At 66.0% G+C, this 26,693-nt stretch carries 24 protein-coding genes; 13 read left to right on the plus strand and 11 right to left on the minus strand.

From position 1 onward, the window contains the following. Positions 1 to 32 precede the first annotated feature (32 nt). From ACQR1F_RS29720 to mobA, 4 genes are all read right to left on the minus strand, one after another. Positions 33 to 1,004 (minus strand): Bug family tripartite tricarboxylate transporter substrate binding protein, encoded by a 972-nt coding sequence (locus tag ACQR1F_RS29720; RefSeq protein WP_316217674.1) that lies wholly within the window; start codon positions 1,002 to 1,004, stop codon positions 33 to 35. A gap of 83 nt (positions 1,005 to 1,087) precedes the next feature. Then, entirely contained in the window at positions 1,088 to 2,299 is a 1,212-nt protein-coding gene (locus tag ACQR1F_RS29725) for an ABC transporter substrate-binding protein (protein ID WP_316177696.1), read from the minus strand. A gap of 181 nt (positions 2,300 to 2,480) precedes the next feature. Beyond that, complete coding sequence (locus ACQR1F_RS29730) at positions 2,481 to 3,071, minus strand: cation transporter (protein WP_315805410.1); 591 nt, start codon at positions 3,069 to 3,071, stop codon at positions 2,481 to 2,483. Positions 3,072 to 3,080: 9 nt separating this feature from the next. Next, entirely contained in the window at positions 3,081 to 3,710 is a 630-nt protein-coding gene (gene mobA, locus ACQR1F_RS29735) for a molybdenum cofactor guanylyltransferase MobA (RefSeq protein ID WP_315805411.1), read from the minus strand. 241 nt (positions 3,711 to 3,951) lie between these two features. On the opposite strand from mobA, the gene mobB reads away from it, so the two are divergent. The 4 genes from mobB (at position 3,952) to ACQR1F_RS29755 (ending at position 7,647) form a co-directional block, all read left to right on the plus strand. Continuing rightward, positions 3,952 to 4,485: a molybdopterin-guanine dinucleotide biosynthesis protein B gene (gene mobB / locus ACQR1F_RS29740; protein ID WP_316177702.1), complete on the plus strand. Its 534-nt coding sequence runs from the start codon at positions 3,952 to 3,954 to the stop codon at positions 4,483 to 4,485. 116 nt (positions 4,486 to 4,601) lie between these two features. Then, the gene (locus tag ACQR1F_RS29745) at positions 4,602 to 4,841 is read left to right on the plus strand and encodes a sulfurtransferase TusA family protein (RefSeq protein ID WP_315805442.1); all 240 of its coding nucleotides are present in this window, start codon (positions 4,602 to 4,604) and stop codon (positions 4,839 to 4,841) included. Between the two features lie 732 nt (positions 4,842 to 5,573). Further along, positions 5,574 to 7,229 carry an OFA family MFS transporter gene (locus ACQR1F_RS29750; RefSeq protein WP_315805413.1) on the plus strand — a complete coding sequence of 552 codons (1,656 nt, stop codon included), beginning with the start codon at positions 5,574 to 5,576 and terminating at the stop codon, positions 7,227 to 7,229. 172 nt (positions 7,230 to 7,401) lie between these two features. After that, positions 7,402 to 7,647 carry a hypothetical protein gene (locus tag ACQR1F_RS29755; protein ID WP_316177704.1) on the plus strand — a complete coding sequence of 82 codons (246 nt, stop codon included), beginning with the start codon at positions 7,402 to 7,404 and terminating at the stop codon, positions 7,645 to 7,647. Between the two features lie 25 nt (positions 7,648 to 7,672). On the opposite strand, the gene dapA is transcribed toward ACQR1F_RS29755, so the two are convergent. The 4 genes from dapA to ACQR1F_RS29775 form a co-directional block, all read right to left on the minus strand. Beyond that, positions 7,673 to 8,623 carry a 4-hydroxy-tetrahydrodipicolinate synthase gene (gene dapA / locus ACQR1F_RS29760; protein WP_434845536.1) on the minus strand — a complete coding sequence of 317 codons (951 nt, stop codon included), beginning with the start codon at positions 8,621 to 8,623 and terminating at the stop codon, positions 7,673 to 7,675. After that, entirely contained in the window at positions 8,620 to 8,895 is a 276-nt protein-coding gene (locus ACQR1F_RS29765; RefSeq protein ID WP_316177708.1) for a hypothetical protein, read from the minus strand. Before ACQR1F_RS29765 ends, dapA begins: the two co-directional genes overlap by 4 nt. A 136-nt stretch (positions 8,896 to 9,031) precedes the next feature. Continuing rightward, the gene (locus tag ACQR1F_RS29770) at positions 9,032 to 9,316 is read right to left on the minus strand and encodes a hypothetical protein (protein ID WP_316177710.1); all 285 of its coding nucleotides are present in this window, start codon (positions 9,314 to 9,316) and stop codon (positions 9,032 to 9,034) included. A gap of 18 nt (positions 9,317 to 9,334) precedes the next feature. Continuing rightward, positions 9,335 to 9,775, minus strand: a complete 441-nt coding sequence (locus tag ACQR1F_RS29775) for a hypothetical protein (protein ID WP_434892858.1) — start codon at positions 9,773 to 9,775, stop codon at positions 9,335 to 9,337. 424 nt (positions 9,776 to 10,199) lie between these two features. On the opposite strand from ACQR1F_RS29775, the gene ACQR1F_RS29780 reads away from it, so the two are divergent. The 7 genes from ACQR1F_RS29780 (at position 10,200) to ACQR1F_RS29810 (ending at position 18,714) form a co-directional block, all read left to right on the plus strand. Then, positions 10,200 to 10,289, plus strand: coding sequence for a K(+)-transporting ATPase subunit F (locus ACQR1F_RS29780; protein ID WP_042340291.1), 90 nt, complete (start codon positions 10,200 to 10,202; stop codon positions 10,287 to 10,289). A 33-nt stretch (positions 10,290 to 10,322) separates the two neighbouring features. After that, positions 10,323 to 12,026, plus strand: coding sequence for a potassium-transporting ATPase subunit KdpA (gene kdpA / locus ACQR1F_RS29785; RefSeq protein WP_434892859.1), 1,704 nt, complete (start codon positions 10,323 to 10,325; stop codon positions 12,024 to 12,026). 16 nt (positions 12,027 to 12,042) lie between these two features. Next, a complete protein-coding gene (kdpB, locus tag ACQR1F_RS29790; protein ID WP_434892860.1) occupies positions 12,043 to 14,163 on the plus strand; it encodes a potassium-transporting ATPase subunit KdpB in 2,121 nt (706 codons plus the stop codon). A 114-nt stretch (positions 14,164 to 14,277) separates the two neighbouring features. After that, on the plus strand, positions 14,278 to 14,880 hold the full coding sequence (locus tag ACQR1F_RS29795; RefSeq protein WP_315805419.1) for a K(+)-transporting ATPase subunit C: 603 nt from the start codon (positions 14,278 to 14,280) through the stop codon (positions 14,878 to 14,880). 55 nt (positions 14,881 to 14,935) lie between these two features. Continuing rightward, positions 14,936 to 17,653, plus strand: coding sequence for a sensor histidine kinase KdpD (locus tag ACQR1F_RS29800; RefSeq protein ID WP_315805420.1), 2,718 nt, complete (start codon positions 14,936 to 14,938; stop codon positions 17,651 to 17,653). Further along, the gene (locus tag ACQR1F_RS29805) at positions 17,650 to 18,339 is read left to right on the plus strand and encodes a response regulator (RefSeq protein ID WP_434894747.1); all 690 of its coding nucleotides are present in this window, start codon (positions 17,650 to 17,652) and stop codon (positions 18,337 to 18,339) included. The genes ACQR1F_RS29800 and ACQR1F_RS29805 overlap by 4 nt, the downstream gene beginning before the upstream one ends. An 84-nt stretch (positions 18,340 to 18,423) precedes the next feature. Then, positions 18,424 to 18,714 carry a DUF6496 domain-containing protein gene (locus ACQR1F_RS29810; protein ID WP_315805422.1) on the plus strand — a complete coding sequence of 97 codons (291 nt, stop codon included), beginning with the start codon at positions 18,424 to 18,426 and terminating at the stop codon, positions 18,712 to 18,714. Positions 18,715 to 18,952: 238 nt separating this feature from the next. On the opposite strand, the gene ACQR1F_RS29815 is transcribed toward ACQR1F_RS29810, so the two are convergent. After that, positions 18,953 to 19,831: a Ku protein gene (locus ACQR1F_RS29815; protein WP_316177720.1), complete on the minus strand. Its 879-nt coding sequence runs from the start codon at positions 19,829 to 19,831 to the stop codon at positions 18,953 to 18,955. A 666-nt stretch (positions 19,832 to 20,497) separates the two neighbouring features. Between ACQR1F_RS29815 and ligD the strand changes: the two genes are divergently transcribed. Further along, entirely contained in the window at positions 20,498 to 23,194 is a 2,697-nt protein-coding gene (gene ligD, locus ACQR1F_RS29820) for a DNA ligase D (protein WP_434914377.1), read from the plus strand. A gap of 48 nt (positions 23,195 to 23,242) precedes the next feature. Here the strand turns inward: ligD and ACQR1F_RS29825 are convergent, their stop codons facing one another. Further along, complete coding sequence (locus ACQR1F_RS29825) at positions 23,243 to 23,407, minus strand: DUF3309 family protein (RefSeq protein ID WP_006614022.1); 165 nt, start codon at positions 23,405 to 23,407, stop codon at positions 23,243 to 23,245. A gap of 170 nt (positions 23,408 to 23,577) precedes the next feature. Here ACQR1F_RS29825 and ACQR1F_RS29830 point away from each other — a divergent pair, with 170 nt between their 5' ends. Next, the gene (locus tag ACQR1F_RS29830) at positions 23,578 to 23,889 is read left to right on the plus strand and encodes a polyhydroxyalkanoic acid system family protein (protein WP_315717996.1); all 312 of its coding nucleotides are present in this window, start codon (positions 23,578 to 23,580) and stop codon (positions 23,887 to 23,889) included. Here ACQR1F_RS29830 and treY read toward each other — a convergent pair whose 3' ends face one another. Further along, on the minus strand, positions 23,890 to 26,691 hold the full coding sequence (treY, locus tag ACQR1F_RS29835; RefSeq protein ID WP_434914378.1) for a malto-oligosyltrehalose synthase: 2,802 nt from the start codon (positions 26,689 to 26,691) through the stop codon (positions 23,890 to 23,892). It lies immediately after the preceding gene. Positions 26,692 to 26,693 lie beyond the last annotated feature (2 nt).

Consider the following 26,693-nt stretch of genomic DNA (forward strand, 5'->3'; position numbering starts at 1 on the left):
TCGCCGCCGGTCCGTCCAGGCGCGCCGCGACGCTAGTCCACCGAAACCCCGGCGAATTCCACCACCTTGCGCCACTTCTCGGTCTCGTCGACGACCAGCTTGCCGAACTCCGCCGGTGTCATCGCGCGCGGGATGCCGCCGGTCTCGGTGAGCCGCGCCACCAGCTTGGGGTCCTTCAGCGCCTCGCCGACGGCCTTGTTGAGGATCTCGACGATCTCGGGCGGCGTGCCCTTGGGCGCCGAGATGCCGTAGAAGCCGACCGATTCGTAGCCGGGCACGGTCTCGGCGATCGCGGGCACGTCCGGCACCGTCGGCCAGCGCTGCGGCGAGGTGACGCCGAGCGCGCGGACGCTGCCGCCGCGCGACTGTTCCAGCGCCGTCGGGAGGTTGTCGAAGATCAACTGCACCTTGTTGGAGATGATGTCGGGAAAGGCCAGCGCCGAGCCGCGATAGGGCACATGCAGCATGTCGCATTTGGTCATCGCCTTGAACAGCTCGGCCGCCATGTGCACCGAGGTGCCGTTGCCCGAGGAGGCGAAGGCGATCTTGCCCGGGTTGGCCTTGCAGTAGTCGATGAACTCCTTGACGGTCTTGGCCGGCACGTCGTTGCTCACCACCAGCATGTTGGTGAGCTGCATGATGCTGGCGACCGGCACGGTGTCGCGGATGAAGTCATAAGGCAGCTTCTTGTAGAGCGAGGTGCTGATCGCGTTGTTGGGCGCGACGAACAGCAGCGTGTAGCCGTCGGGCGGGGAGTTGATCGCGGCCGCGGCCGCGATGTTGCCGCCCGAGCCGGTGCGGTTCTCGACCACGACCTGCTGGCCCAGGTGGTCGGACAGCCACTGCGCCATGATGCGGGCGACGATGTCGACCGGCCCGCCGGGGGCAAAGCCGATCAGCCAGCGGATGGGACGGTCCGGATAGGCGGCGAGCGCCGGTCCCGGTTTGGCGGCGAGGCCCGCCGCGACGATCAGCCCGAACAGCAGCGCGCGCGCCAGCTTCATGCTCGTCTTCCCCCATTGATTGTTGTCGTTCAGCTCGCATGCGGCGGCCCGGTCGCCCCGGCCGCCGATCGTTCAGTGCGCCGTCACTTCTTGATCAGCGGGCACGCGGGATCGGGCGGGCCGAACGCGTCATCGCCTTTGATGGTCGCGAGGATCTTGTAGTAGTCCCACGGATATTTGCTCTCCTCCGGCGATTTGACCTGCGCCAGCACGAGATCATGCACCATCAGATTGTCGGCGCGCAGCTTGCCGTTGCGGGCGAAGAAGTCCTCGACCGGCGTCTCACGCATCTTCGCGGCGACCGCGAGCGGATCGTCGCTGCCCGCCGCCTTGATGGCGTTGAGATAGTGCATGACGGCGGAATAGACGCCGGCCTGCCACATCGTCGGCATCCGGTTCATCTTGGCGAAATAGCGCTTCGACCATTCGCGTGTCTTGTCGTCCATGTCCCAGTAGAACGAGGTGGTGAGCAGGAGCCCTTGCGCGGCCGGCAGGCCGAGCGAATGGATGTCGGTGACCAGCGCGAGCAGCGCCGCCATCTGCTGTCCGCCCTTGAGCAGGCCGAACTCGGATGCGGTCTTGATCTCGTTCATGTTGTTCGGGGGACCTGCGGCAATGCCGATGATCTTGGCCTTGGAGGCCTGCGCCTGCAGGATGAAGGACGACAGATCGGGCGTCGCGAATGGCGGCCGCACCGCGCCCACGACCTTGCCGCCATTGGCGGTGACGACGCTCGAGGCGTCGCGCTCCAGCGAATGGCCGAAGGCGTAGTCGTCGGTGATGAAGAACCAGCTGTCGCCGCCGCGCTTGACGACCTCCTTCGCCGTGCCGGTGGCGAGCGCGCGGGTGTCGAACACCCACTGCATCGCGTAGGGCGAGCAGAACTTGCCGTGGAAATCGGCGGCGCCGGTCGACTGGGTGATGAACAGCTTCTTCTTCTCGGTGGCGATGGTCTGCACGGCGAGGCCCACCGCGGAGACCGGCACGTCGACGATGAGATCGACCTGCTCGGTGTCGTACCAGCGGCGCGCGATCGCGGCGCCGATGTCGGGCTTGAGCTGATGATCGCCGACGATGACGCTGATCGGCTTGTCCAGCACCTTGCCGCCGAAATCATCGACCGCCATCTGCGCCGCGGTGACGGAGCCTTGGCCGGTCGGCGTCGAGGCCGGGCCGTTCATGTCGCTGAGCACGCCGATCTTGACGACGTTGTCGGAGATTTCGGCCTGCGCGGCGGTCGTGACCAGCAGCGCGGCTGCGGCCCACGCCGCCCGCTTCAAACAGCTGAGTTGCAATCAGTCCTCCACCGGTACCGGCGTGACGCCGTTGTTCGTTCCGGCTCTGCCGGCCGGTCCGCCTATCTGCAATCAATCCAGGGCGGCCGTCAATCATGCCGGACGGCGGAGCGGTGGAGCGGTCCTGTGCGCTGCAACGCCGCAAGGAGTCGTCGCGCACGCGCGCGGGATGCTCGGCCGTTCAGGCCTTGGCGGTCTTTTGCTCCTCGTGCGCAGCCTCCCACACCTCGCGCGCGGCGTCCGCATTCATGAGCGCGATACCGACACCCACGATCAGGTCCGGCCAGATCGAGGGCCACACAAAAGCGGTCACGAGACCGACCGCGATGATCGCGATGTTGGCGAAGGCGTCGTTGCGTGCGGACAGGAAGGCGGCGCGGGTGAGGCTGCCCTGGTGGTCCCTGACCCGCGCCAGGATCAACGCGCAGCCGAGATTGACGATCAGCGCGCCGAGGCCGGTCACGGTGAGCGGCAGCGGTGCGGGTGCGATCGGCGTGAAGAACTTCTCGCCGGCGGTCCACAGTCCGGCGACCGCGGGCGCCAGCAGGATCAGCGCCAGCGCCTTGCCGAGCAGCGCCCGCTGCGGCGCGCTCCAGCGCAGCGCCAGCGCAATCAGGATGTTGACCGAGGCATCCTCCAGAAAGTCGACGCTGTCGGCAAACAGCGACACCGAGCCGATCGCCAGCGCCACGGCGAACTCGATGCCGAAATAGCCGAGATTGAGCGCGGCAACGGCAAGCACGGCGCGGCGAACGATGGTTGTCGCGTCCATCAGGCGTCCTCAATCATCGAGAGCCGCGAGCCGCTCCGCCTCGGCGAGGTCGAGCGCGGTATTGGCATTGAAGAACGGATCCAGCGGAACCGACGGCCAGCTCACGGTCGCGACCTTGTAGCGCGCCGTGAAGCGGGTGACCTTCCGGATGTCCTCCGCGACCAGGGCGTGCCGGAGATCCTCGCGCAGCCCGACCGGCCACAGCCCGATCACCGGATGGGTCTGTCCGCCGGACGCCGCCACCGCCAGTTCGGCCTGCTCCGCCGCCCGCGCTGTCGCCAGCCGCGCGACCAGATCGCGCGGCAGGAAGGGGCAGTCGCCGGCGGCGCTCAGCATCCAACGTGCCTCCGGCATATGCGCCGCAACCCAGTCGAGCCCGGCGAGAATGCCGGCGAGCGGGCCCGGGAAGCCGGCGACGCCATCCGGCACGACGGCCAGGCCGTTGCCCGCGAAGCGCGCGGGGTCGCCGTTGGCATTGAGGATCAGCCGGCTGCACTGCGGCGCCAGCCGCGCGATCACGCGCTCCAGGATGGTGCGGCCGTCGACCATGCGCAACGGCTTGTCGCCGCCGCCCATCCGCTGCGCGCGACCGCCGGCGAGCAGCACGCCGGGGATCGAAGTCGAGGTCATGGCTGTCATCGCGGGCTCGTTACCACGACTGCTGCCAGGGCGTCAGCGTCGGCCCGCGCGCGATCCACCATTTGCGCCTGCGCGGCGGCCGTACCGGCATGCCCCTCCCTGACGAGCCCTTGCCTGGTCCGCGCGGCTGCTGGCATGACATCGCCAAGAGTGGATATGGCGTTCCACGGGGCCTTCGGGCCATCGATCGATCCCGCGCTCCTGGCTGTGCAAAAGCGCCGGGGCCTTTCTGGAGACTGCGATGAAAGTCATCGGCCTCGCCGGCTGGAGCGGCGCCGGCAAGACCACGCTGCTGACGCGGCTGATTCCTCATCTCAGGGGGCAGGGACTGCGCGTCTCGGTGATCAAGCACGCCCATCACAAGTTCGACGTCGACGTCCCGGGCAAGGATTCGTGGCGGCATCGCGAGGCCGGGGCCGAGGAGGTTCTCGTCGCGTCGGGCACGCGCTGGGCGCTGATGCACGAGCTGCGAGGCGCAAGGGAGCCGGCCCTCGCGGAGCTGCTGGCGAGATTGTCTCCCGTCGATCTGGTCGTCATCGAAGGCTACAAGGCCGGCCCGCATCGCCGCATCGAGGTGCATCGCGCAGCCAATGGCAAGCCGCTGATGTTTCCCGACGATCCGGGCATTGTCGGGCTCGTCAGCGACGGCGATGCCGAGACGGCGTTGCCGCGCGCTCATCTCGACGATATCCCGGCGGTCGCGGCACTCGTCCAATATCTGGCGATGCCGCGGGCGGACGTTCTCGCGCTGGGCGACAAACCTGGTGTTCCATGATGGAACTCGCGAGTTCGCACCCGCATCTTCTGGCATTCATGGAACCCAGTTCCGGGTTCCATGGGATGATGCGACCCGGGTTGACGTGCCGGAACCGCTTCTCCATGGTCGCGCGCATGATGATGACGAGGCTGGATCTGACGGGCCTGAAGTGCCCATTGCCGGTGCTGAAGACCCGGAAGGCGCTGCAGACGCTCAAGGCGGGAGAGCGGCTCGAAGTGTGCTGTACCGATCCGCTCGCAGTGATCGACATCCCGAATCTGGTGCGGCAGACCGGGGATCGGGTCGAGAGCGTCGATCGCACCGAGCGCGGCATTCTGTTTCGGATCGAGAAGGCCGCGGAACCGGCCGGATGATCCGCGCGGCGACGACATCCTCTGCTGCTGGCTGCTCGAACTACGTAGTTCGCGTGATGTCTCGGCGCATCGATGTGTCAAGGGATCGTGCTGCTTCCTATCGTCGCAGGGGCGCCAACCCGAGCTCACAACAATGCCGCGTTCTCAGTCCAGGCTTGCGATGCTGTTGCCAGGCAAGGACAAGTTGTTCCTTCTTCACGTTTCCGCGAGCGCGCGCATGCGGCGTCGAGCCGTGTCCGTCGCTGATGGTCCGCACATCTCATTAGTTGATTCCATCAGGGATGGCCGTGACGCGTCGGGAAAGTAATCGAGAGCAACATGACTACAGCCGTGAGTGGCGGTCGCGTTGGTTGCACGTGAATTTGTGTGTTTGTTAGCAACACATTCGCGCTGCAGTGCGATCAATCCACCAAGATTGACCGATTATTACCATTTTACTATCGACAATTTGCCTCGGTTCTGCACCAATTGGGGCGCTTCCGCGGAGGTTGCGGGGGGCGAGTCATGCCCGCTGGGGAGCGGGCCAGGCAGAACAGCGGCACAAGCAAGAATGGTGACGGCATAACGTCTCGGGTGGGGTGTTATGCGCATCGAGGCAGTGATGAGCGTTTGTGCGTTGCAAGACTGCTCTGGTACGCGATAGCGGGCGGGGTGAGTGGGCGTATTGATTCTGATCAAGGGGACAGAACATGACGTTGTTGCGTTGGGCGAGAGTCCGTAGGGGAGGAATGCATGGCTACCATTGAAAGCGCGGGCACGCTCCCGGGCGCGCAGGCGGGAATCTTCGATCGTGAGCACACGGTCGCCAAGGCCGGGTTCAACCGCTGGCTGGTTCCTCCGGCTGCGCTGTGCATCCATCTGTGCATCGGCATGGCCTATGGCTTCTCGGTGTTCTGGCTGCCGCTGTCACGCGCGATCGGCGTGACCAAGACCCAGGCCTGTCCGGACATGTCCCTGGTGCAGGAGCTGTTCACGACGAGCTGCGACTGGAAGGTCGCGAGCCTCGGCTGGATGTACACCCTGTTCTTCGTGCTGCTCGGCGCCTCCGCGGCGATCTGGGGCGGCTGGCTCGAACGGGCCGGACCGCGCAAGGCGGGCGCCGTCGCGGCCTGCTGCTGGGGCGGCGGCCTGCTGTTCGCAGCGCTCGGCATCTACGTGCATCAGCTCTGGATGATGTGGCTCGGTGCCGGCGTCATCGGCGGCATCGGCCTCGGCCTCGGCTACATCTCGCCGGTGTCAACCCTGGTGAAATGGTTCCCGGACCGGCGCGGCATGGCGACCGGCATGGCGATCATGGGCTTCGGCGGCGGCGCGATGATCGGCGCCCCGCTCGCCAACCTGCTGATGAACTACTTCAAGACCCCGACCTCGGTCGGTGTCTGGGAGACCTTCGTCACGATGGGCGTGATCTATTTCGTGTTCATGATGATCGGCGCCTTCGCCTATCGCGTCGCTCCGGTCGGCTGGCAGCCCGAGGGCTGGACGCCGCCGGCAGTGAAGAAGGCGATGATCTCGGAGCACCATGTGCATCTCGACAACGCGCACAAGACTCCGCAGTTCTGGCTGGTCTGGTGGGTGCTCTGCTTGAACGTGTCGGCAGGCATCGGCGTGATCGGCATGGCCTCGCCGATGCTGCAGGAGATCTTCGCCGGCAAGCTGATCGGTTTGCCCGACGTCAGCTTCAACCAGCTCGACGCCACCCAGAAGGCGGCGATTGCGGGCATCGCGGCAGGCTTTGCCGGCCTGCTGTCGCTGTTCAACATTGGCGGCAGGTTCTTCTGGGCGTCGCTGTCGGACCACATCGGCCGCAAGAACACCTATTACTGCTTCTTCCTGATCGGCATCGTGCTCTATGCGCTGGCGCCGACTTTCGCAGCGATGGGTTCGAAGCTGCTGTTCGTGGCGGCCTTCGCCATCATCCTCTCGATGTATGGTGGCGGCTTCGCGACGGTCCCGGCCTATCTGGCCGACCTGTTCGGCACCCAGTTCGTGGGCGCCATCCACGGCCGTCTGCTGACGGCCTGGGCCACGGCCGGCATCATCGGTCCGGTGGTCGTCAACTACATCCGCGAGTTCCAGCTCGCCGCCGGCGTGCCGCGCGACCAGCTGTACAACACGACGATGTATATTCTCTGCGCCATGCTCCTGGCCGGCCTGATCTGCAACTTCCTGATCAAGCCCGTCGATGACAAGTGGAACATGAGCGCGGACGACGTCGCGAAGTACCAGGCGGAGCTCGCCAAGAACGAGTCGGCGATCCAGCACGGGTCGTTCGGCATCGGCAAGGGTGGCCTCGACGTCAAGGCCGGCTTGTTCTGGGCCTTCGTCGGCGTGCCGCTGGCATGGGGTGTCTGGAAGACGCTGGAAAGCGCGGTCAAGATCTTCTGATCCGAACCGGATCGGAGCGTGCGGGGCGGCCGGTTCGGCCGCCCCGTTTTTTTGGGCGACTTATGCTTTTCCTATGAGAGATGAAGTCAGCCCGTCTCGCATTCCTACGGCGAGGGGCTCCATCTTCCGCTTTGCCGGCCGGATGTCGCGCCGGCCTTGGCGGAGAATGAACATGAGCTCGGTCGAACCGTTTCGCGACGTCCGTGGCGCTTACGTCGCCTGGGCCCTGCGGCCTTCGCGCCTGATCAAGACGCTGCGCAAGACTGTCAGGGCCATCCGTGCGGCGATTGCCGTAGCCAAGCTCCGGCGCCTGCGCAACGAGTTGCTCTTCCGGCGCGGCTCTGGAGCGACGATCGAACTCGACGCCAGGCATCGGCCGCAAGCGCCTTTGCTTCTCGGCGACAAATGGGACTTCTGAGGCCTTCGGCCTGCGGATCGCCCTCTCAAAGCTGTGCTGCGTGCTTCGGAGACGTCGCGGCAGACGAGGCGCTCAGCCGCGCCATCGCTTGTCCGATCATTGTCTTCGCCGCCCCGTCAAGCTCGGTCAACGGCAAGCGCACACCGGCCGCAATAAGGCCCTGCAGGCTCAGGGCATATTTCAATGCCGCCGGCGCATCGCGATTGAACGCCTCGATCAGCGGCAGCAACCTGCCGTGCAGCCGTCGTGCCGCGCGCCAGCGCGCGCGCTGGCAGGTGGCGAACAGCACGTTGCAGAGCTCCGGCGCGACGTTGGCCGCCAGCGAGAAGCAGCCATCGCCACCAGCGGCCGCGAACGGCACCGCCGCCATATCGTCGCCCGACAACAGGCGAAAGCCGGGTGGCGTCAGTGATCGCAGATGAACGGCGCGCGCGGTATCACCGGTGCTGTCGCGCAAGCCGACGAATTGCGCCCATCGCGACAGGCGGATCAGCGTCTCGTCCGGCAGCGCGCGCCCCGTGCGCGAGGGGCAATCATGCAGGATGACCGGCAGTGTGGTTGAGTCTCCGACCGCGCGGAAGTGCGCGTAGATGCCCTCTGCCGTAGGCCGGTTGTAGTAGGGGACCACCGACATGATCGCATCGGCGCCCGCGGCAGCCGCCTGCCGGGTGTTTTGCACGGCCTGGAGCGTCGCGTTGGAGCCCGCGCCGGCAATGACGCGAACCCGATTGCAGGCCGCGGTCACAGCCGCGCGAATGACCGCTTCGCGCTCCGCTGCCGTCAGCGTGGACGCTTCACCCGCGGTCTCGCAGACCAGGATCGCACTGGCGCCGGCTTCGATCTGCCGCTCGCACAATCGGGCGAGTGCGGCGATGTCGACTGCGCCGGTCGCATCGAACGGCGTCGGAATGTCTGCGATCGTGCCGGTCAGCCATCGTGCGGCAGGTCCACGCGGCGGCGTCGGGGCGGCACTCATGCGATCGGCCGCCGGCTGCTGCCAAACAACAGTCCGACGGGCGCGAAGCGTCCGTTGGTGTCGAGCTCGATCGTGCGCGACAGCTCGACGATCGTCTCCGGATGATGGCCATTCTCGAACAGTGCATATTTCATCGCTTCGGCGCGGCTGACGAACAGGCCGCCATAGAGGCCGTTCTGCTCCTGGGCAACCCATTGGCCGCAGCTATTCCGACCGATGAGGACGAGGGCGGCAGCAGGCTTGTGACACGACGGAGGTTCGACGAGCTTCATGGACGTGGTCCTTCTGGTTCAAGCGCGCATCTCGTGAGATGACGTTGCGTTGGTTCATCGAATATCGCGGTGTACGGATAGGAATTCGAGGCGGCGGAGCGGTCGACGTCATAGGCGCCGCGTAGGCACGCGCCGGTCAGGATTCCGAGAGCTGGTTGAGTGCCATGACGCCGCAGTAGAGCGAGAGATAGCCGACCATCTCGTCCCAATGATTGAGGCTTGCGTTGAAGACGCGCTCACGGCGCAGCGTGGCGAGCACGGCACATAGGATGACGGTCATCCAGAGCAGGGCAGCGAGGCTGCGCCCGAAGCCGATGCTGCCGAACGTCGCGAACAGAACGAGGATCGCGGTTCGCAGCCCGAAGCGAAGCAATACTCTGGCCGGGGACAGCTCCACGGGCTCGCCGGCCGGGAGGATCATCGCCGCGCTCTCGTCCTCTCAGAAATTGTCGCAGCAGAGCAGGGTTGCGAGCACGGGCTCGGCGGAGCGTTCTCCGGAGACGGGCAGCGTCGGCTCGAGGCGACGCGCCTCGGCGGCTGCGTGGAGAATGGCGAGGGCGAGATCGGTGTGTCTGGCCTCGGCGCAATGGTCGAGCCAGTCCGGCAACTCGCGTCGTTGTGAGAGCGCGCAGTGCCATTCGCCGTCATCATAGGCGAGGCGGCGGAGCGACCATCGCGGCAATTGCAGCGCGATCAGCTCCAGCGCGGCATCGATCCGGGCCTCCGCCTGCATCATCCGGCCGATCCGGATCCGGCGCCGTCCGCGCGCCGACAGCGGCGAGACGCCATCGTCCTCGTCGAGAAGGTCGGTCAGCAGCGCGGCTGTTTCCTGCGCGGCCTGCCGTGGCTCGGCGAAATCTCGGGGTGTCGTGACCGGCATGATGATGCTCCGTCGTGATTGAGCGACGGCCCGCACCGGGCCGTGCCAACAATCTGGCGGCAGCGGCCGTAGGAATGCGAGACGGGCGAGGCCAGGAAGAAATAAGCGGCGCATAAGCGTGCGGCGCCACCGTGGGCGCTCCCTATGCAGCGGCGCTCATCGTCGGCCGGCTTCGGCCGCGGAATGCTGCGATCTTTATGAGATTCCTATAACTTTGCCGGCGGCGCGGTCTCGAAAACCTATGGTTCCGAATGCCATCTGTGCCGATGCAACGGACCGCGGGGCGCAGACCCTACGCGTTGCGCGCCTCGCGCGCATGAGGAGCACACCATGCTGGACATCCTGATGCTGGCGCTGGCCGCCGGCTTATTCGCCCTGGCGATCGGCTACACCTACGCCTGCGAGCGGCTCTAGGAGACGAGCCATGATCTTCGACTATTCGCTCGCCGGCGCGGTGTCGCTCGGCCTTCTGATCTACCTCACCTACGCGCTGCTGCGGCCCGAGCGGTTCTGACCGCCACCGCCGCATCTTCAAGGACACAACCCCATGACCGTGATCGGCTGGATCCAGATCCTGCTCTACTGCGCCGTCATCGTCGCGCTCGCCAAGCCGCTCGGCTGGTACATGACGCGCGTCTTCAATGGCGAGCGGACCTTGCTGTCGCCGGTGCTGCGGCCCGTGGAGGCCGCGATCTACTGGATCGGCGGCGTCGACGAGCGCCGCGAGCAGCATTGGCTGACCTACACGGTCGCGATGCTGCTGTTCCATGTCGGCGGCTTCCTGATCATCTACGGCGTGATGCGGCTGCAGGCCGTGCTGCCGTTCAATCCCGCCGGACAGTCCGCGGTCGCCGAGGATCTCTCCTTCAACACCGCGATCAGCTTCCTGACCAACACCAACTGGCAGAACTACGGGGGCGAGAGCACGCTCTCCTATCTCGTGCAGATGCTCGGGCTCACGCACCAGAACTTCCTGTCGGCCGCGACCGGCATCGTGCTTGCGATCGCGCTGATCCGCGGCTTTTCGCGCGCCTCGGCGCGGACGGTCGGCAATTTCTGGGTGGATATCACACGCTGCACGCTCTATGTGCTGCTGCCGCTGTGCATCGTCTACACGCTGTTCCTGGTCTGGCAGGGCATCCCGCAGACGCTCGGGCCCTATGTCGAGGCGACGACCCTGGAAGGCGCCAAGCAGACTATCGCGGTCGGCCCGGTCGCCTCGCAGGTCGCGATCAAGATGCTCGGCACCAATGGCGGCGGCTTCTTCAATGCCAATGCCGCGCATCCGTTCGAGAACCCGACCGCGCTGTCGAACTTCATCCAGATGCTCTCGATCTTCGCGCTCGGTGCTGCCCTGACCAACGTGTTCGGCCGCATGGTCGGCAATCAGCGCCAGGGCTGGGCGCTCCTCGCCGTGATGGGCGTGCTGTTCATCGCCGGCGTCGCCATCACCTACTGGGCCGAGGCCAACGGTACGACCACGCTGAACGCGCTGGGACTGACCGGCGGCAACATGGAGGGCAAGGAGGTCCGCTTCGGCGTCGTCGCGTCGTCGCTGTTCGCCGTCATCACCACGGCCGCCTCCTGCGGCGCGGTCAATGCCATGCACGACAGCTTCACCGCGCTCGGCGGCATGATCCCGCTGATCAACATGCAACTCGGCGAGATCATCGTCGGCGGCGTCGGCGCCGGCCTCTACGGCATGCTGCTGTTCGTCGTGCTCGCGATCTTCGTTGCCGGCCTGATGGTCGGGCGTACGCCGGAATATGTCGGCAAGAAGATCGAGGCCCGCGAGGTCAAGATGGCGATGCTGGCAATCCTGGTGCTGCCCTTGATGTATCTTGGCTGGACCGCGGTCGCGGTGGTGCTGCCACCGGCCGTCGCCTCGATGGCCAATGCCGGACCGCACGGCTTCACCGAGGTGCTCTACGCCTACACCTCGGCGACGGCCAACAATGGCTCGGCCTTCGCGGGCCTCACCGGCAACACCTTCTTCTACAACCTGACGCTGGCCTCCTCGATGTTCGTCGGCCGCTTCTTCATGATCATCCCGGCGATGGCGATCGCGGGCTCGCTCGCGCAGAAGAAGTCGATCCCGCCCTCGGCCGGCACGTTCCCGACCACCGGCGGCCTGTTCGTCGGCCTCGTCGTCGGCGTCATCCTGATCATCGGCGGCCTCACCTTCTTCCCGGCTCTCGCCCTCGGTCCGATCGTCGAGCATCTCGCGATGGCCGCCGGCACCGTGTTCTGATTTCGGAGCAACCTCCATGGACACCCTGAAACTGCAGAAGCGCTCGTCGATGTCGACGATGCTCGACCCGAAGATCGTGCTGCCGGCCATCAAGGCCGCGGTCGTCAAGCTCGACCCGCGGCTGATGATCAGGAACCCCGTGATGTTCGTGGTCGAGGTGGTCGCCGCGCTCACCACGGTGATTGTCCTGCGCGACGTCGTGACCGGCGGCGCGAATCTCGGCTTCACCTTCCAGATCATTCTCTGGCTGTGGTTCACCGTGCTGTTCGCCAATTTCGCCGAAGCCGTCGCCGAAGGCCGCGGCAAGGCGCAGGCGGATTCGCTGCGCAAGACACGCACCGAGAGCCAGGCCAAGCTGCTGACGGGCACGAACCCGGCCGACCACACCTACAAGCTCGTGCCCGGAACCAGCCTGAAGGTCGGCGACCTCGTGCTGGTCGAGGCCGGCGACACGATCCCTTCCGACGGCGAGGTGATCGAGGGCGTCGCCTCGGTCAACGAGGCTGCGATCACCGGCGAGTCGGCCCCCGTCATCCGCGAATCCGGCGGCGACCGCTCGGCGGTAACCGGCGGCACGCAGGTGCTGTCGGACTGGATCCGCGTCAGGATCACCGCGGCCCAGGGCTCGACCTTCATCGACCGCATGATCAAGCTGGTCGAGGGCGCCGAGCGGCAGAAGACGCCGAACGAGATCGCGCTCAACATCCTGCTCGCCGGCCTCACCATCATCTTCGTGTTCGCGACGGTGACGATCCCGAGCTATGCGGCCTATGCCGGCGGCTCGATTTCGGTGGTGGTGCTGGTGGCGCTGTTCGTGACCTTGATCCCGACCACGATCGGCGCGCTGCTGTCGGCGATCGGCATCGCCGGCATGGACCGCCTGGTGCGCTTCAACGTGCTGGCGATGTCCGGCCGCGCGGTCGAGGCCGCCGGCGACGTCGATACGCTGCTGCTCGACAAGACCGGCACCATCACGCTCGGCAATCGGCAGGCGACTGCGTTCCGTCCCGTCCGGGGCGTCAGCGAGCAGGAGCTGGCCGACGCGGCGCAGCTCGCCTCGCTCGCCGACGAGACCCCGGAGGGCCGCTCCATCGTGGTGCTCGCGAAGGACAAATACGGTATCCGCGGCCGCGACATGGCCGAGCTCGGCGCCACCTTCGTGCCGTTCACGGCGCAGACCCGCATGAGCGGCGTCGATGCCGGCGGTTCCTCGGTGCGCAAGGGCGCGGTCGACGCCATCCTCAACTCCATCGGCGGCGGCGGCCCGACCCAGCCCGTCTCCGGCAACACGGCGCGCGCGGTCCAGCCGGTCGAGAGCGAGCTTGTCCGCGAGATCCGTGCAATCTCCGACGACATCGCCAAATCCGGCGGCACGCCGCTCGCGGTCGCCAGGGACGGGCGCCTGCTCGGCGTCATCCAGCTCAAGGATATCGTCAAGGGCGGCATCCGCGAGCGTTTCGCCGAGCTGCGCCGGATGGGCATCCGCACCATCATGATCACCGGCGACAACCCGATGACCGCGGCGGCGATCGCCGCCGAAGCCGGCGTCGACGATTTCCTGGCGCAGGCAACCCCCGAGGACAAGCTCAAGCTGATCCGAGACGAGCAGGCCAAGGGCAAGCTGGTCGCCATGTGCGGCGACGGCACCAACGACGCGCCGGCGCTGGCGCAAGCCGATGTCGGCGTCGCCATGAACACCGGCACGCAGGCCGCGCGCGAGGCCGGCAACATGGTCGATCTCGATTCCAACCCGACCAAGCTGATCGAGGTGGTGGAGATCGGCAAGCAGCTCTTGATGACGCGCGGCGCGCTGACGACGTTCTCGATCGCCAACGACGTCGCCAAATATTTCGCGATCATCCCGGCGATGTTCCTGGCGTTCTACCCGCAGCTCAACGTGCTGAACGTCATGAACCTCGCGAGCCCGCAGAGCGCGATCCTGTCGGCGATCATCTTCAACGCGCTCGTCATCATCGCGCTGATCCCGCTGGCGCTGAAGGGCGTCGCCTACCGCGCCATCGGCGCCGGCGCGCTGCTCGGCCGCAACCTGATGATCTATGGCCTGGGCGGCATCATCATCCCCTTCATCGGCATCAAGGCAATCGACCTGATCGTGACCGCCTTGCACCTGGCTTGAACCACCACCGGCGTGATTGCGAGCGAAGCGACGCAATCCAGAGTCTCGTACACAGCCCTGGATTGCTTCGTCGCTTCGCTCCTCGCAATGACGCCGCGACACAGGAGATCTCCCATGCTCAAAGAAATCCGTCCCGCCATCCTGGTCCTGCTCGCGCTGACCTTGATCACCGGGCTGCTGTATCCGCTCGCCATGACCGTCGTCGCCGGCACCATCTTCCCGGCGCAGGCCGAAGGCAGTCTGATCACGCGCAACGGCCAGGTGATCGGCTCGGCGCTGATCGGGCAGGAGTTCAAGGACGACAAATATTTCCACGGCCGTCCGTCGGCGACCTCGGCCGCCGATCCGAACGATGCGACCAAGACGGTGCCGGCGCCCTATAACGCCGCCAACTCCTCCGGCTCCAATCTCGGCCCGACCAGCAAGGCGCTGGCCGACCGGGTCAAGGAGGATGTTGACAGGCTGAAGGCGGAGAATCCTGGGCAGGCCGTGCCGGTCGATCTGGTGACGACCTCGGCGAGCGGGCTCGATCCGGACATCTCGCCGGAGGCGGCGCTGTTCCAGGTGCCGCGGGTGGCCAAGGCGCGCGGCTTGCCGGAGGCCAGCGTTCAGGGCCTGATCGCCCAGCAGACTAAGGGCCGTCTGCTCGGACTGCTCGGCGAACCCCGCGTTAACGTGCTTGCGCTCAATCTGGCGCTCGACGCTGCCAAGCCGTAGTGAGGCCTTAGAGGTCCCGGCCTTGGCGCCGAAGCTCCTCCGTCTATAATGCCGCATGGCCAGTCAACGCCGCGATCCTGACCAACGTCCCTCGCCGGAAGCCCTGCTCGAAGCGGCCCGGCGGGAGGACAGTCCTGCCGGCAAGCTCAAGATCTTCGTCGGCGCCGCCCCCGGCGTCGGCAAGACCTATGAAATGCTGTCGAGCGCGCATGCCAAGCTGAAGGCCGGCGTCGATGTCGTCATCGGCTTCGTCGAGACGCATGGCCGCGCCGAGACCGAGGCGCTGGTCCGCGGCCTGGAGGTCGTCCCTCGCAAACGTATTTCCTACAAGGACCAGATCGTCGAAGAGATGGATCTGGATGCCGTGATTGCGCGCCGTCCCAAGCTCGCCATCGTCGACGAGCTCGCGCACACCAATGCTGTCGGCAGCCGCCACCCCAAGCGCTATCTCGACGTCGAGGAGCTGCTGTCGCACGGCATCGACGTCTACACGGCGGTCAACGTCCAGCACATCGAGAGCCTCAACGACGTCGTCGCCCAGATCACCCATGTGCGCGTGCGCGAGACCGTGCCGGATTCGATCCTCGACCGCGCCGACGCCATCGAGCTGATCGACCTTACGCCCGACGACCTGATCCAGCGACTGAAGGAGGGCAAGGTCTATGTGCCCAAGCAGGCGGAGCGCGCGCTGGAGCATTATTTCTCGCCCGGCAACCTGACCGCGCTGCGCGAACTCGCGCTGCGTCGGACGGCCGAGCGCGTCGACGAGCAACTGCTCACCCACATGCAGGCCAACGCCATCGCGGGGCCCTGGGCGGCCGGCGAGCGGATCCTCGTCTGCGTGTCGGAGGATCCGCGGGCGACAGGGCTGGTGCGCTACACCAAGCGGCTCGCCGACCGTGTCCATGCGCCGTGGACCGCCGTGACCATCGAGACCCGGCGCAATCTGCAGCTCAGTGACAGGCAGCGCGACCGGCTCGCCGATACGCTGCGGTTGGCCGAGACCCTCGGCGGCGAGGCGCTGACGATTCCGGGCGTCGGCCGGCGTATCGCCGATGACCTCATCGGCTTCGCGCAGGCCAACAACGTCACCCAGATCATCATCGGCAAGTCGAGCCGCTCGCGCCTGTTCGAGATCATCAGGGGCTCGGTGGTGCATGACCTGGTCAGGCGCGCCGGCAACATCAGCATCCACGTCATCGCCGGCGAGGAGGCGCCCGACACCGCGGGCAGCTCGGTGCAGACGCGGCCGCGCAGCGAGCCGCTGCAGCCGAAGCCCTATGTGATGGCGCTGCTGATCACTGCTGTCGGCCTTGGCCTCGCCGAGCTGATCCAGCCCGTCTTCGGCATCGAGAACGTCGATCTCGTGTTCCTCACGGCGGTGGTCGGCGTCGCCGCACGCTACGGCCTGGGACCGTCGCTGCTGGCGAGCCTCGCCGCCTCGCTCTGCTACAACTTCTTCTTCCTCCCGCCGCTGTATACGTTCACGATCACCGATCCGACCAACATCGGCGCGTTCTTCTTCTTCATGCTGATCGCGATCCTGGTGTCCAACGTCGCCGCGCGCGTTCGCGTTCAGGCTGACGCCGCCACCCACCGCGTCCGGACCACCGAGCAGCTCTATGCCTTCAGCCGCAAGCTTGCGGGCACCGCGACCCTCGATGACGTGCTGTGGGCCACGGCCTATCAGGCGGCGTTGATGCTGAAGGTGCGGGTCGTGCTGCTGTTGCCGCAGGACGGCAAGCTCACGGTCATGACCGGCTACCCGCCGGAGGATCAGCTCGACGACGCCGACCTCGCCGCCGCGAGCTGGGCCTGGAGCAACGACCGCGCCGCCGGCCGCGGCTCCGACACGCTGCCGGGAGCCAAGCGGCTGTTCCTGCCGATGCGCACCGGCCGCGGCCTGATCGGCGTCATCGGCATCGACGACGACCGCACCGGGCCGCTGCTGACCCCCGACCAGCGCCGGCTGCTCGACGCCCTGGTCGACCAGGGCGCCCTGGCGATCGAGCGCGTTCTGCTGGTCGAGGACATGGACAAGGTCAAGCGCACCATGGAGCAGGACCGGCTGCGTTCGGCGCTGCTTACCTCGATCTCGCACGATCTGAAGACGCCGCTCGCCTCGGTGCTCGGCGCGGCCTCGACGATGCGCGATCTCGCGGCCAGGCTGTCCGACAAGGAGAAGCTCGACCTGCTCGCCACCGTGATCGACGAATCCGAACGGCTGAATCGATTCATCGCCAACCTCCTGGACATGACCAAGCTGGAATCCGGCGCGATCGTGCCGAACGCCGCCCTCCATGACGTCGGCGAGATCGTCGGCAGCGCGCTGCGGCGTGCCGGCAAGATCCTCGCCGGTCATCATGTCTCGCTGGTACTGGCGCCCGATCTGCCGATGGTCGAGGTCGACGCGGTGCTGTTCGAGCAGGTGCTGTTCAATCTGCTCGACAACGCCGCCAAATATGCGCCTCCCGAGACCTCGATTGCGATCCGTGCGGCCCGCGACAGCAACTGGATCGTGCTCGAGATCCGTGACGAAGGCGACGGCATTCCCGCCGCGGAGGTCGAGCACGTGTTCGACAAGTTCTATCGCGTGCAGAAGGGCGACCAGGTGCGGCCCGGCACCGGACTTGGGCTTGCGATCTCGCGTGGCTTCATCGAGGCGATGCATGGCCGCATCTTCGCCGGCAACCGCACCGATCGGCGCGGTGCGGTCCTCACCATCCGCCTGCCGGTGCCGGCGCAGGCCAGACCGCTGGATACGGCCGCATGACCGGCGCTCCGATCAAGGTGCTCGTGATCGACGACGAGCCGCCGATCCGCAAGCTGCTGCGGATGGGCCTGACCACGCAGGGCTACGAGATTCTCGAGGCCTCCAACGGCAGGAACGCGCTGGAGCTGCTGAGCCAGGAGCCGGCGCTGATCATTCTCGACCTTGGCCTCCCCGACATCGACGGACTCGAGCTGCTGCGAACCATCCGTGGCCGCAACGAGGCCGTGCCGGTCGTGGTGCTGTCCAGCCGCGGCGACGAGGCGGGCAAGGTCCAGGCGCTCGATCTCGGCGCCGACGACTACATCACCAAGCCGTTCGGCATGGATGAATTGCTGGCGCGCCTGCGCGCGGCGCTGCGGCACCAGCTGCAGGTGCAGGGAGAGCGGCCGGTGTTTCGCACCGGCGACCTCTCGGTCGATCTCGTCCGCCGCATCGTCAAGGTCGGCGAGCGCGAGGTCAAGCTGTCGCCGAAGGAGTACGATCTGCTGCGCGTGCTCGTGCAGCACGCCGGCAAGGTGCTGACGCATCGCTTCCTGCTCAAGGAGCTGTGGGACGAATTGACCGACGCGCAATATCTGCGCGTCTATGTCCGCCAGCTCCGGCAGAAGATCGAGACCGATCCCGAGCGCCCGCAATTCGTGTTGACCGAGACCGGCATCGGCTATCGCTTGCGTGCGCCGGATTAGCGCTTCTTCATGTGAGCCAGTCCCTCAAAGCGGAACCATCGCTCACCCTCGTGATTTCTGAGATATCACAGGGAGACCATGTTGATGGCACGCAAAACACGCAAATATTCCAAGGGCGCGTCCAAGGACGTCGAGCGCGCGATGAAGAAGCGCAAGGCAGGAACGTTGAAGAGCGGCGGCTCGGGCCGCAAGGTCAAGAGCCGCAAGCAGGCGATCGCGATCGGTCTGTCGGAGGCGCGCCGCGAAGGCAAGAAGGTGCCGCCGAAGAAGAGCGCCAAGTCATCGGCGAAGAAGTCCGCCAAGAAGGCGAGCAAGAAAAGCACGAAGAAGACTACCAAGAAAACGACGAAGAAGAAGTCGAAGAAGAAGAGCTGACGAGGCGATCATTCGGGCTACGATCATCGCGCACGCCATGACCCGCAGCCGTCGCAAAATTCTCCGCTGTCGTCCCGGCGAACGCCGGGACCCATAACCCCAGGGAGATGTTATTGCGCGGGATGTTGGACGAGTCTTGTCTTACAATACCCGCCGCAGAGTATGGGTCCCGGCGTTCGCCGGGACGACGGGGCGGTGGTGTGGAGGCCGCTTGCGCCACGCAGGCAGCTGCTGGCCTTCACCCCGCCTTCCTCTGCCGCGCCGCCGACCGATGCGCCTTCTTCGCGGGGCGTCGATGCGCGCTCGTCCGCCGTGACGCCGCACGCGCTGTCTTTTTTCCGCCCTTGCCCAGGCTCTGTTTCAGCGCGTCCATCAGGCTGACGACGTTGTCGGGCCGCTCCGCCGGCTCCGGCAGCTTGATCGGCTTGCCCGAGGCCTTGCGCTTCACCAGCGCCTTCAGCGCGGTCTCGTACTGGTCCTTGAACTCCGAGGGATCGAAATGCGCCGCCTTGGTCTGCAGGATGTGGCCGGCGAGCTCGACCATGTCCTTGGTGATCCGGGGCGACTTGATGTCGTCGAAGAACTCGGCCTCGTCGCGCAGCTCGTAGGGAAAGCGCAGCGTGGTGCCGAGCATGCCCTTGCCCATCGGCTCGATGGCGATGACGTGCTCGCGGTTGGTCAGCACGATCCGCGCCAGCGCGACGCGATCCTGCTCCTTCATCGCGTCGCGAATGACCGCGAAGGCGTCGACCGCCGCCTTGCCGTCGGGAGCGATGTAATAGGGATGGTTGAGATAGCGCTGGTCGATCTCCTCGCGCGGCACGAAGCTGTCGATATCGATCGTATGGTTACTCTCGATCTGGACCGCCTCCAGCTCCTCCGGCTCGATCTCGACATACTGCCCCTTGGAGAGCTCGTAGCCGCGGCCCTTTTGCTCGCCTTCGACGATGTCGCCGGTCTCAGAGTCGACCATCTGCTGCTTGAGCCGGTTGCCGGTCTCGCGGTTGATCAGATGGAAGCGCGTCTTCTCGACCGAGGTCGACGCCGGATAGAGGACGACGGGGCAACTGACGAGCGAGAGTTTGAGCGAGCCTTTCCAGTAGGCGCGGGGGGCCATCGTGGTCTCCTTGGACAATCCGGACGAGGCTGCAACGGGCAAGCATCGGTGTGGGTTCCATGGGCCCCGCCGAGGGTCGCTTCGGGAAAAATTAATTCGCTTGACGACTTCGTAAAATCAGCATTATGGTCCGACCCATTCCGTTGCGTCGGAGGGGACGTATCGCGGTCGTCACGGACGTCGGCAGCGGAATGCGATGGGCGTGTCGGGTTGCAGCGTGATTGACGTTGCGCCGACGAACGATCTGGCACGCACGGTCAAGTCGCGCGGTCCTGGCCTCCCGACGCTGAGGTCAAGTTTGCGAGGATGCTTTGTGCATCGCGCGGATGACGGTGGCCAACAAGCCCGGCGCACCGGGGAGAACGCGAAGCAGCTGTTAAAACCGTCGCGCAGGGAGGGCCGGGATGACTCGGCTGCACCTGTGGTACCTGCCGCCTGCATTTCTTTCGCAGGCGGGCCATGGGGGCGGCGAGCTCCCGGCCTTCCCTGCGCCCTCTCATCGGCAGAGGGTGGACCATCGCAACATCCGGGCTTTCCTCAGCCGCGGGAACGCGGAACTTTGCCCGGTGTTATCAGGTGGATGCGAGCCGCGCCGGCGCCAGCGGCGGAGCCGGTTCCACGACCCTGCCGGCTTTGCTACGCTACCACTCAACACGAGGGATCACCGTGGCGCTCAGGAAGCTTTCCACCTATCGCAAGAAGCGCGATTTCGACAAGACGGCAGAGCCGTCCGGCGACGCCAAGGTCGCGCGTGCGGCGCGGCCGCGCTTCGTCATCCAGAAGCACGACGCGACGCGGCTGCACTACGATCTCAGGCTGGAGTTCGGCGGCGTGTTCAAGTCGTGGGCCGTGACCAAGGGGCCGTCGCTCGATCCGCACGACAAGCGACTCGCGGTCGAGGTCGAGGACCACCCGCTCGACTATGGCGATTTCGAAGGTACGATCCCGGAAGGCGAGTATGGCGGCGGCACCGTCATGCTGTGGGATCGCGGCCATTGGGACAGCGAGGACCCGGAGCGCGGCTTCAAGAAGGGCGACCTCAAGTTCACCCTTGAAGGCGAGAAGCTGCATGGCAGCTGGGTGCTGGTACGGATGCGTCATGATCGCACGGGCGGCAAGCGCACCAATTGGCTGCTGATCAAGCACCGCGACGAGTTCGCCCGGGAAGGCGAGGCCAACGACATCCTGGAGGCGGACAAGTCGGTCGCCTCGGGCCGCACGATGGAGCAGATCGCGGCCGGCAAGGGCAAAGCGCCGAAGCCGTTCATGCTCGCCAAGACGCAGCGCATGAATGCCGACGCGGTGTGGCACTCCAACCGCGGCGACGGCAGTGCCTCTCCAGAGAAGGCGTCTCCCAAGAAGATGCCGAAGTCCAAGGCCGCGAAAGCGGCCGCTGCTCCGAAGACGGTCGCACCGCGAACCGTGTCGTCGCTGCCGGACTTCGTGCCGCCCGAGCTCTGTACTTCGGTCGCCCAGCCGCCGAGCGGTGAGGGCTGGGCGCATGAGATCAAGTTCGACGGCTACCGCGTGCAGATCAGGGTGGAGGACGGGAAGGCGACTTTGAAGACGCGCAAGGGCCTGGACTGGACGGCCAAGTTCGGTGCCATCGCCGAGGAAGCGGCTGAATTGCCGGACGCGATCATCGACGGCGAGATCGTCGCGCTCGACAAGGACGGCAATCCGAATTTCTCGGCGCTGCAGGCGGCGATTTCGGCGGGCGAAACCGACGAGCTGATCTTCTTTGCCTTCGACCTGATGTTCGCGGAGGAGTTCGACCTGCGCCGCCAGCCTTTGCGCGAGCGCAAGGCGCGGCTGGCGAAGCTGCTGAAGGCGCACATCAAGGGCAAGGCGCCGCGCATCCGCTATGTCGAGCACTTCGAGAGCGACGGCGAGGCCGTGCTGGAGTCGGCGCGCAAGCTGTCATTGGAGGGCATCGTCTCCAAGAAGCTGGACTCGGCCTATCATTCGGGACGGACGGAGAGCTGGACCAAAGCCAAGACCAGGCCCGGCCACGAGGTCGTCATCGGTGGCTGGAAGACCACCAACGGCAAATTCCGCTCGTTGATGGTCGGCGTCAACAAGGACGATCATCTCGCTTATGTCGGGATCGTTGGCACCGGCTTCGGCCAGGACACGGTGAAGGAGATCATGCCGGCGCTGAAGGCGGCGGCCTCCGACGAGAGCCCGTTCGGCGGCAAGAACGCGCCGCGCAAGACGCGTGAGGTGCATTGGCTGAAGCCGGAGCTGGTCGCCGAGATCGAGTTTGCCGGCTGGACCGCGGACAACAACGTCAGGCAGGCCTCGTTCAAGGGACTGCGCCAGGACAAGCCGGCCCGCGAGGTCGTTGCCGAAAAGCCCGTGGCTGCGGCCAAGGTGGCGAAACCTGTGGCGCGCGCGGCGGCCACGGCCGCGACCGTCGGCACCACGCTGCACAAGACGCCGTCACGCACGAAGGGCGCGGCGACCGTGATGGGCGTTGCGATCTCCAAGCCCGACAAGGCGCTGTGGCCGGACGCCGGCGACGGCGAGCCCGTCACCAAGCTCGATCTCGCCAACTATCTGGAAGCCGTCGGCGACTGGATGATCGATCATCTGAGGGGACGGCCGTGCTCGATCGTACGTGCGCCTGATGGCATCGGTGGCGAAAAATTCTTCCAGCGGCACGGCATGCAGGGCATGTCGGACCTGCTCGAGCTGGTCAAGGTGTCGGGCGACCGCAAACCGTATCTGCAGATCGACCGTGTCGAGGGATTGATCGCGGTCGCCCAGGTCGCCGCCGTCGAGCTGCATCCATGGAATTGCGCACCCGACGCCTATGACGTTCCGGGCCGGCTGGTGTTCGATCTCGACCCGGCGCCGAACGTCGCCTTCGGGGAGGTGATCGCGGCCGCCAAGGAGATGCGCCAGCGCCTGAAGAGCCTCGGACTCGAGAGCTTCTGCAAGACCACGGGCGGCAAGGGTCTGCACGTGGTGACGCCGTTGCTGCACGGCGCGCGCGACAGAGTGAGCTGGCCCGAAGCGAAGGCGTTTGCGCAGGGTGTGTGCCAATGGATGGCGAACGACAGCCCGGAGCAATACCTGCTCAACATGTCGAAGAAGCTGCGCGGGGGGAAGATCTTCCTCGACTATCTGCGCAACGACCGGATGTCGACGGCGGTCGCCGTGCTGTCGCCGCGCGCCCGCGAAGGCGCCACCGTGTCCATGCCGCTGACCTGGACGCAGGTGAAGAACGGGCTCGAACCCAAGCGCTACACCATCCGCACCGTACCGGCGCTGCTGGCCAAGACCAGGGCGTGGGATGGTTATGAAGATGCCGCGGGCTCGATCAAGGCGGCCATCAAGAAGCTCGCAGAGACGTCGTAGTCGCTCGGGCAAACATGGTGTCTGCCCGAGCCGATCGCCTCAGAAGGATCAGATACGTCCGAGCAGGACGAGGATCAGCACGATGACGATGATCAGGCCGAGACCGCCGCCGCCATAGTAGCCGGTGCCGTAGAACGGACCGCCGCCGATGCCGGAAAAGCCGCCGAGCAGGGCGATGATGAGAATGATCAGGATGATAGTTCCGATGGACATGTGCTTCCTCCAGTGCCCGGCAGCGGGGCGACAACGTGCTCTGCCTTCGCCGAGGAAACTGGTCGGAACTTCGAAAGTTCCGTGCGGGAAACAGGTAAAATTCGGAGCGTGTCTTTGCGGTCGTAACCAGCAATGACTACCTGAAGGCAGTTGTTAGTCAGGAGATCGCGATGTCAAGACCGCTTGTCGTTTCCATTCCGCATCGCCTCGGCAAGGACGAGGCCGTGCGCCGGCTCCAGGCCGGTCTCAGCCGCGCCGCGACCAGCGTTCCGGTCCTGAAGGTCGACGAAGAGCGCTGGGAGGGCGACAAGATGATCTTTCGCGTTCGCGCTCTGGGTCAAGCGGCGTCGGGCCATGTCGACGTCGCCGACGATCACGTGCGTGTCGAGGTCGTGCTGCCCTGGCTGTTGCAGCGCTTTGCCGAGGCGGCGCAGTCCGCGATCCGCAGCCGCGGCCAGCTGCTGTTGACGAAAAAGAGCTGATCAGCCCGGCGTCGATGCTGTCTGACGTCGACCAGCCGGGTGGGTTGCCGCATCGGTCCGTGCTGGGATCACTGCTGCAGGCAAATGTGTGAAGACGGAGGACACCGCAAGGATGCCGTCCTGTATGTCCGCAGATGTGTAGCCGCGGGCATGAACCTCGGCTTCGAAACCATCTGGGTGGGGCCACACCCGACCACCGTCGGTGAAGGGCGCAAAGTTGCGCACAGTGACGACGACGACGGCGTCCCGCCCATGCCGCCGTGCGAAGGCAATGATGTGGTCGGCATGACGTCCGCTCACCTCGAGCGGCTCATGGGAACCGTCGGTGAAGACCGCGGGCATCTCGTTGCGCAGCCGGAGCAGCCGCCGTGTCCAGGCGAGCTTGATGCGGCCATCCGGCCAGTGGTCCGCCAAGTGGGCCCAATCGGGATGCTCGCACTCGCGCAGCGCCCGTTCGCGCGCGGCGAAGTCCACCGGGCGGCGATTGTCGGGATCGACCATCGAGAGGTCCCAGAACTCGGTGCCCTGAAAGATATCCGGCACGCCGGGCATCGTCGCCTTCAGCGTGAGCTGTGTCAGCGAGTTCAGCGCGCCGAGCAAAGCGATCCGCCTGGAAAGCGTCTCCAACGACTGCAGGAACTCGGGCGAGCGGTCGCGATCCAGGATGCGGTCGATGAAGCTGCGCAGGCCGTTCTCATAGGCCTCGTTTGGATTGAGCCAGCTGGTCTCCTCCTTGCCCTCCCGCGCCGCCTTCAGCGCATAGGCCTGCAACCGCTCCGCAAGGCGCGGGTCGGCGCCAGTTGCGGGCCAGATGCCGACGAGCGTCTGGTACAGCATGTATTCGAACGCCGCCGAGGGCGCGCGCATCTTGCCATCGGTGATGACGTGCGGCGCGTTCAAGGTCTTCCAGCGCGCCATCGCGGACGTCCAATCGTTGGGCAACTCGGTGATGGCGGCCAGCCGCGTGCGGGCATCCTCGCCGCGCTTGGTGTCGTGGGTAGCGGTGGCGGTCATGCCGTGCGGCCAATGCCTGGCGCGGTCGTGCATCAGCTTGTGGAAGTCGGCGATCGTCAGAGCATGCGCCGCCGGATCGCCGCCGACCTCGTTGAGCGCGAGCAGCCGGTGGAAGCGATAGAAGGCGGTATCCTCCAGCGACTTCGCCATCATTGGGCCGGTGAACTGCTGCACCTTCAGCGCGAAGCGGCGCACACGTGGGACGCTGTGGCTGGTGCTGCGGTCGCGCTTGATCAGATCCATGGTGAGCGTATCGCGCAGGAAGTCGAAGATCGAGCCGTCGGAGGCGAACCATTCGGCGCGGGCGCCGGCTATGGCGTGATCGATCAGCTTGCGATCGGCCTCGGTCGCCCCGGCCGCGGTGAGATAGGTGCGATAGACCGGGAAGTGAAGAACATACAGTTCGAGCGCCTGGCGCAGGCTGTCTTCCGAATAGTCGCGCGTCGAGTAGTGGCCGTTGGCGATGCGCGCCAGGAGGCGCGTCAGCACGGTGAACTCGCTGGTCAGCAGCGTTTCCAGCACGCGCCGCTTGGCCTCCTTGATGACGGGCGCCAGCTTCGGCGGCTTGTTGCTGATCTGGCGCCAGATCTCTTCCAAGGGCTCCAGGCCGTTGCCGTCGATGAGCAGCTGGGTGATGACGTTCATCCACTCGTAGCCGGTGGTGCCGTGCACGCCGGCAAAGCTCGGCAGCTTCTCGTGCTCGCAGAGAATCTTCTCGATGACGACGTAGAATGGCCCGGCCGCGGGCCCCCGAGCGTCGCGGATCAGCCGCCGCAGCCGCTGGAAATATTGTGCGGGATCGCGCAGGCCGTCGATATGGTCGAGCCGCAGACCCTGCAGCTGGCCATCCGCGATCAGCTTCTTGACCAGCCGGTGGATCGCTTCGAACGTGCCAGCATCCTCGACGCGCAGGCCGGCCAGCGTGTTGACGTCGAAGAAGCGGCGGTAGTTGATGTCGCTGGACGCAAGCCGCCAATGCCCGAGTTTGTAATTCTGCCGTTCAAGCAGATGGTGCAGGGCCAGCGTCTGCGTCGGTCGGCCCTCGCCGGCCTGATACGCCGAGAGGCCTCGCGCGATAATGTCGCCAGCCCCGGGAATGGCCTTGAGTGCAGCCTTGAACGCCGGGGCTTCCTTGCGGTTCGGATGGCGCAGGCCGCGATAGCGCGACGCCAGGTCGAGGATCGCCTTGCCGGCCTCGCTGCTCTCCTCACCGGCCTCCTTTACGATGATGCGCAGCACCTCGCCATAGCGCTCCGGCGCGATCGGCAGGCGATGCTCGAAGTACCAGCAGGAGAACGAGCCTTCGTCCGGGTCGTAGCGCAGCTCGATCTCACCATGTTCGAGCGCATGGCCGTAGGACGTCCCGATGATCGGCAGCAGCACGCCGCCCCGGGCGCGATACGGCAATTGGTCCCAGTCGATGTCGAACGAGGCTGCATGCGGCGACGCCTGGCCCCATTCGAGCACATCGAGCCACCATGGATTGTCGTCGAAATGGACGCCGACATGGTTCGGAACGAAATCGAGGATGAGCCCGAGATCGTGCGCCTTCAGCGCGGCGCTCAGCTTGGCGAAGCCGTCCTGACCGCCGAGCTCAGGATTGAGCTTGGTGTGATCCGTGATGTCGTAGCCATGCGTCGAGCCCTTGCGCGCCGTCATGAACGGCGAGGCGTAGACATGGCTGATACCGAGCGCCTTCAGATACGGCACGACGCGCGCCGCTGCTTCGAAATTGAAGTCGGCGGTGAGCTGCAGGCGGTAGGTCGCGAGCGGAATGGCAGGAGGCATGA

This window comes from Bradyrhizobium sp. HKCCYLS3013 (genome assembly GCF_051167615.1).
In the GTDB taxonomy this organism is placed as follows: domain Bacteria; phylum Pseudomonadota; class Alphaproteobacteria; order Rhizobiales; family Xanthobacteraceae; genus Bradyrhizobium.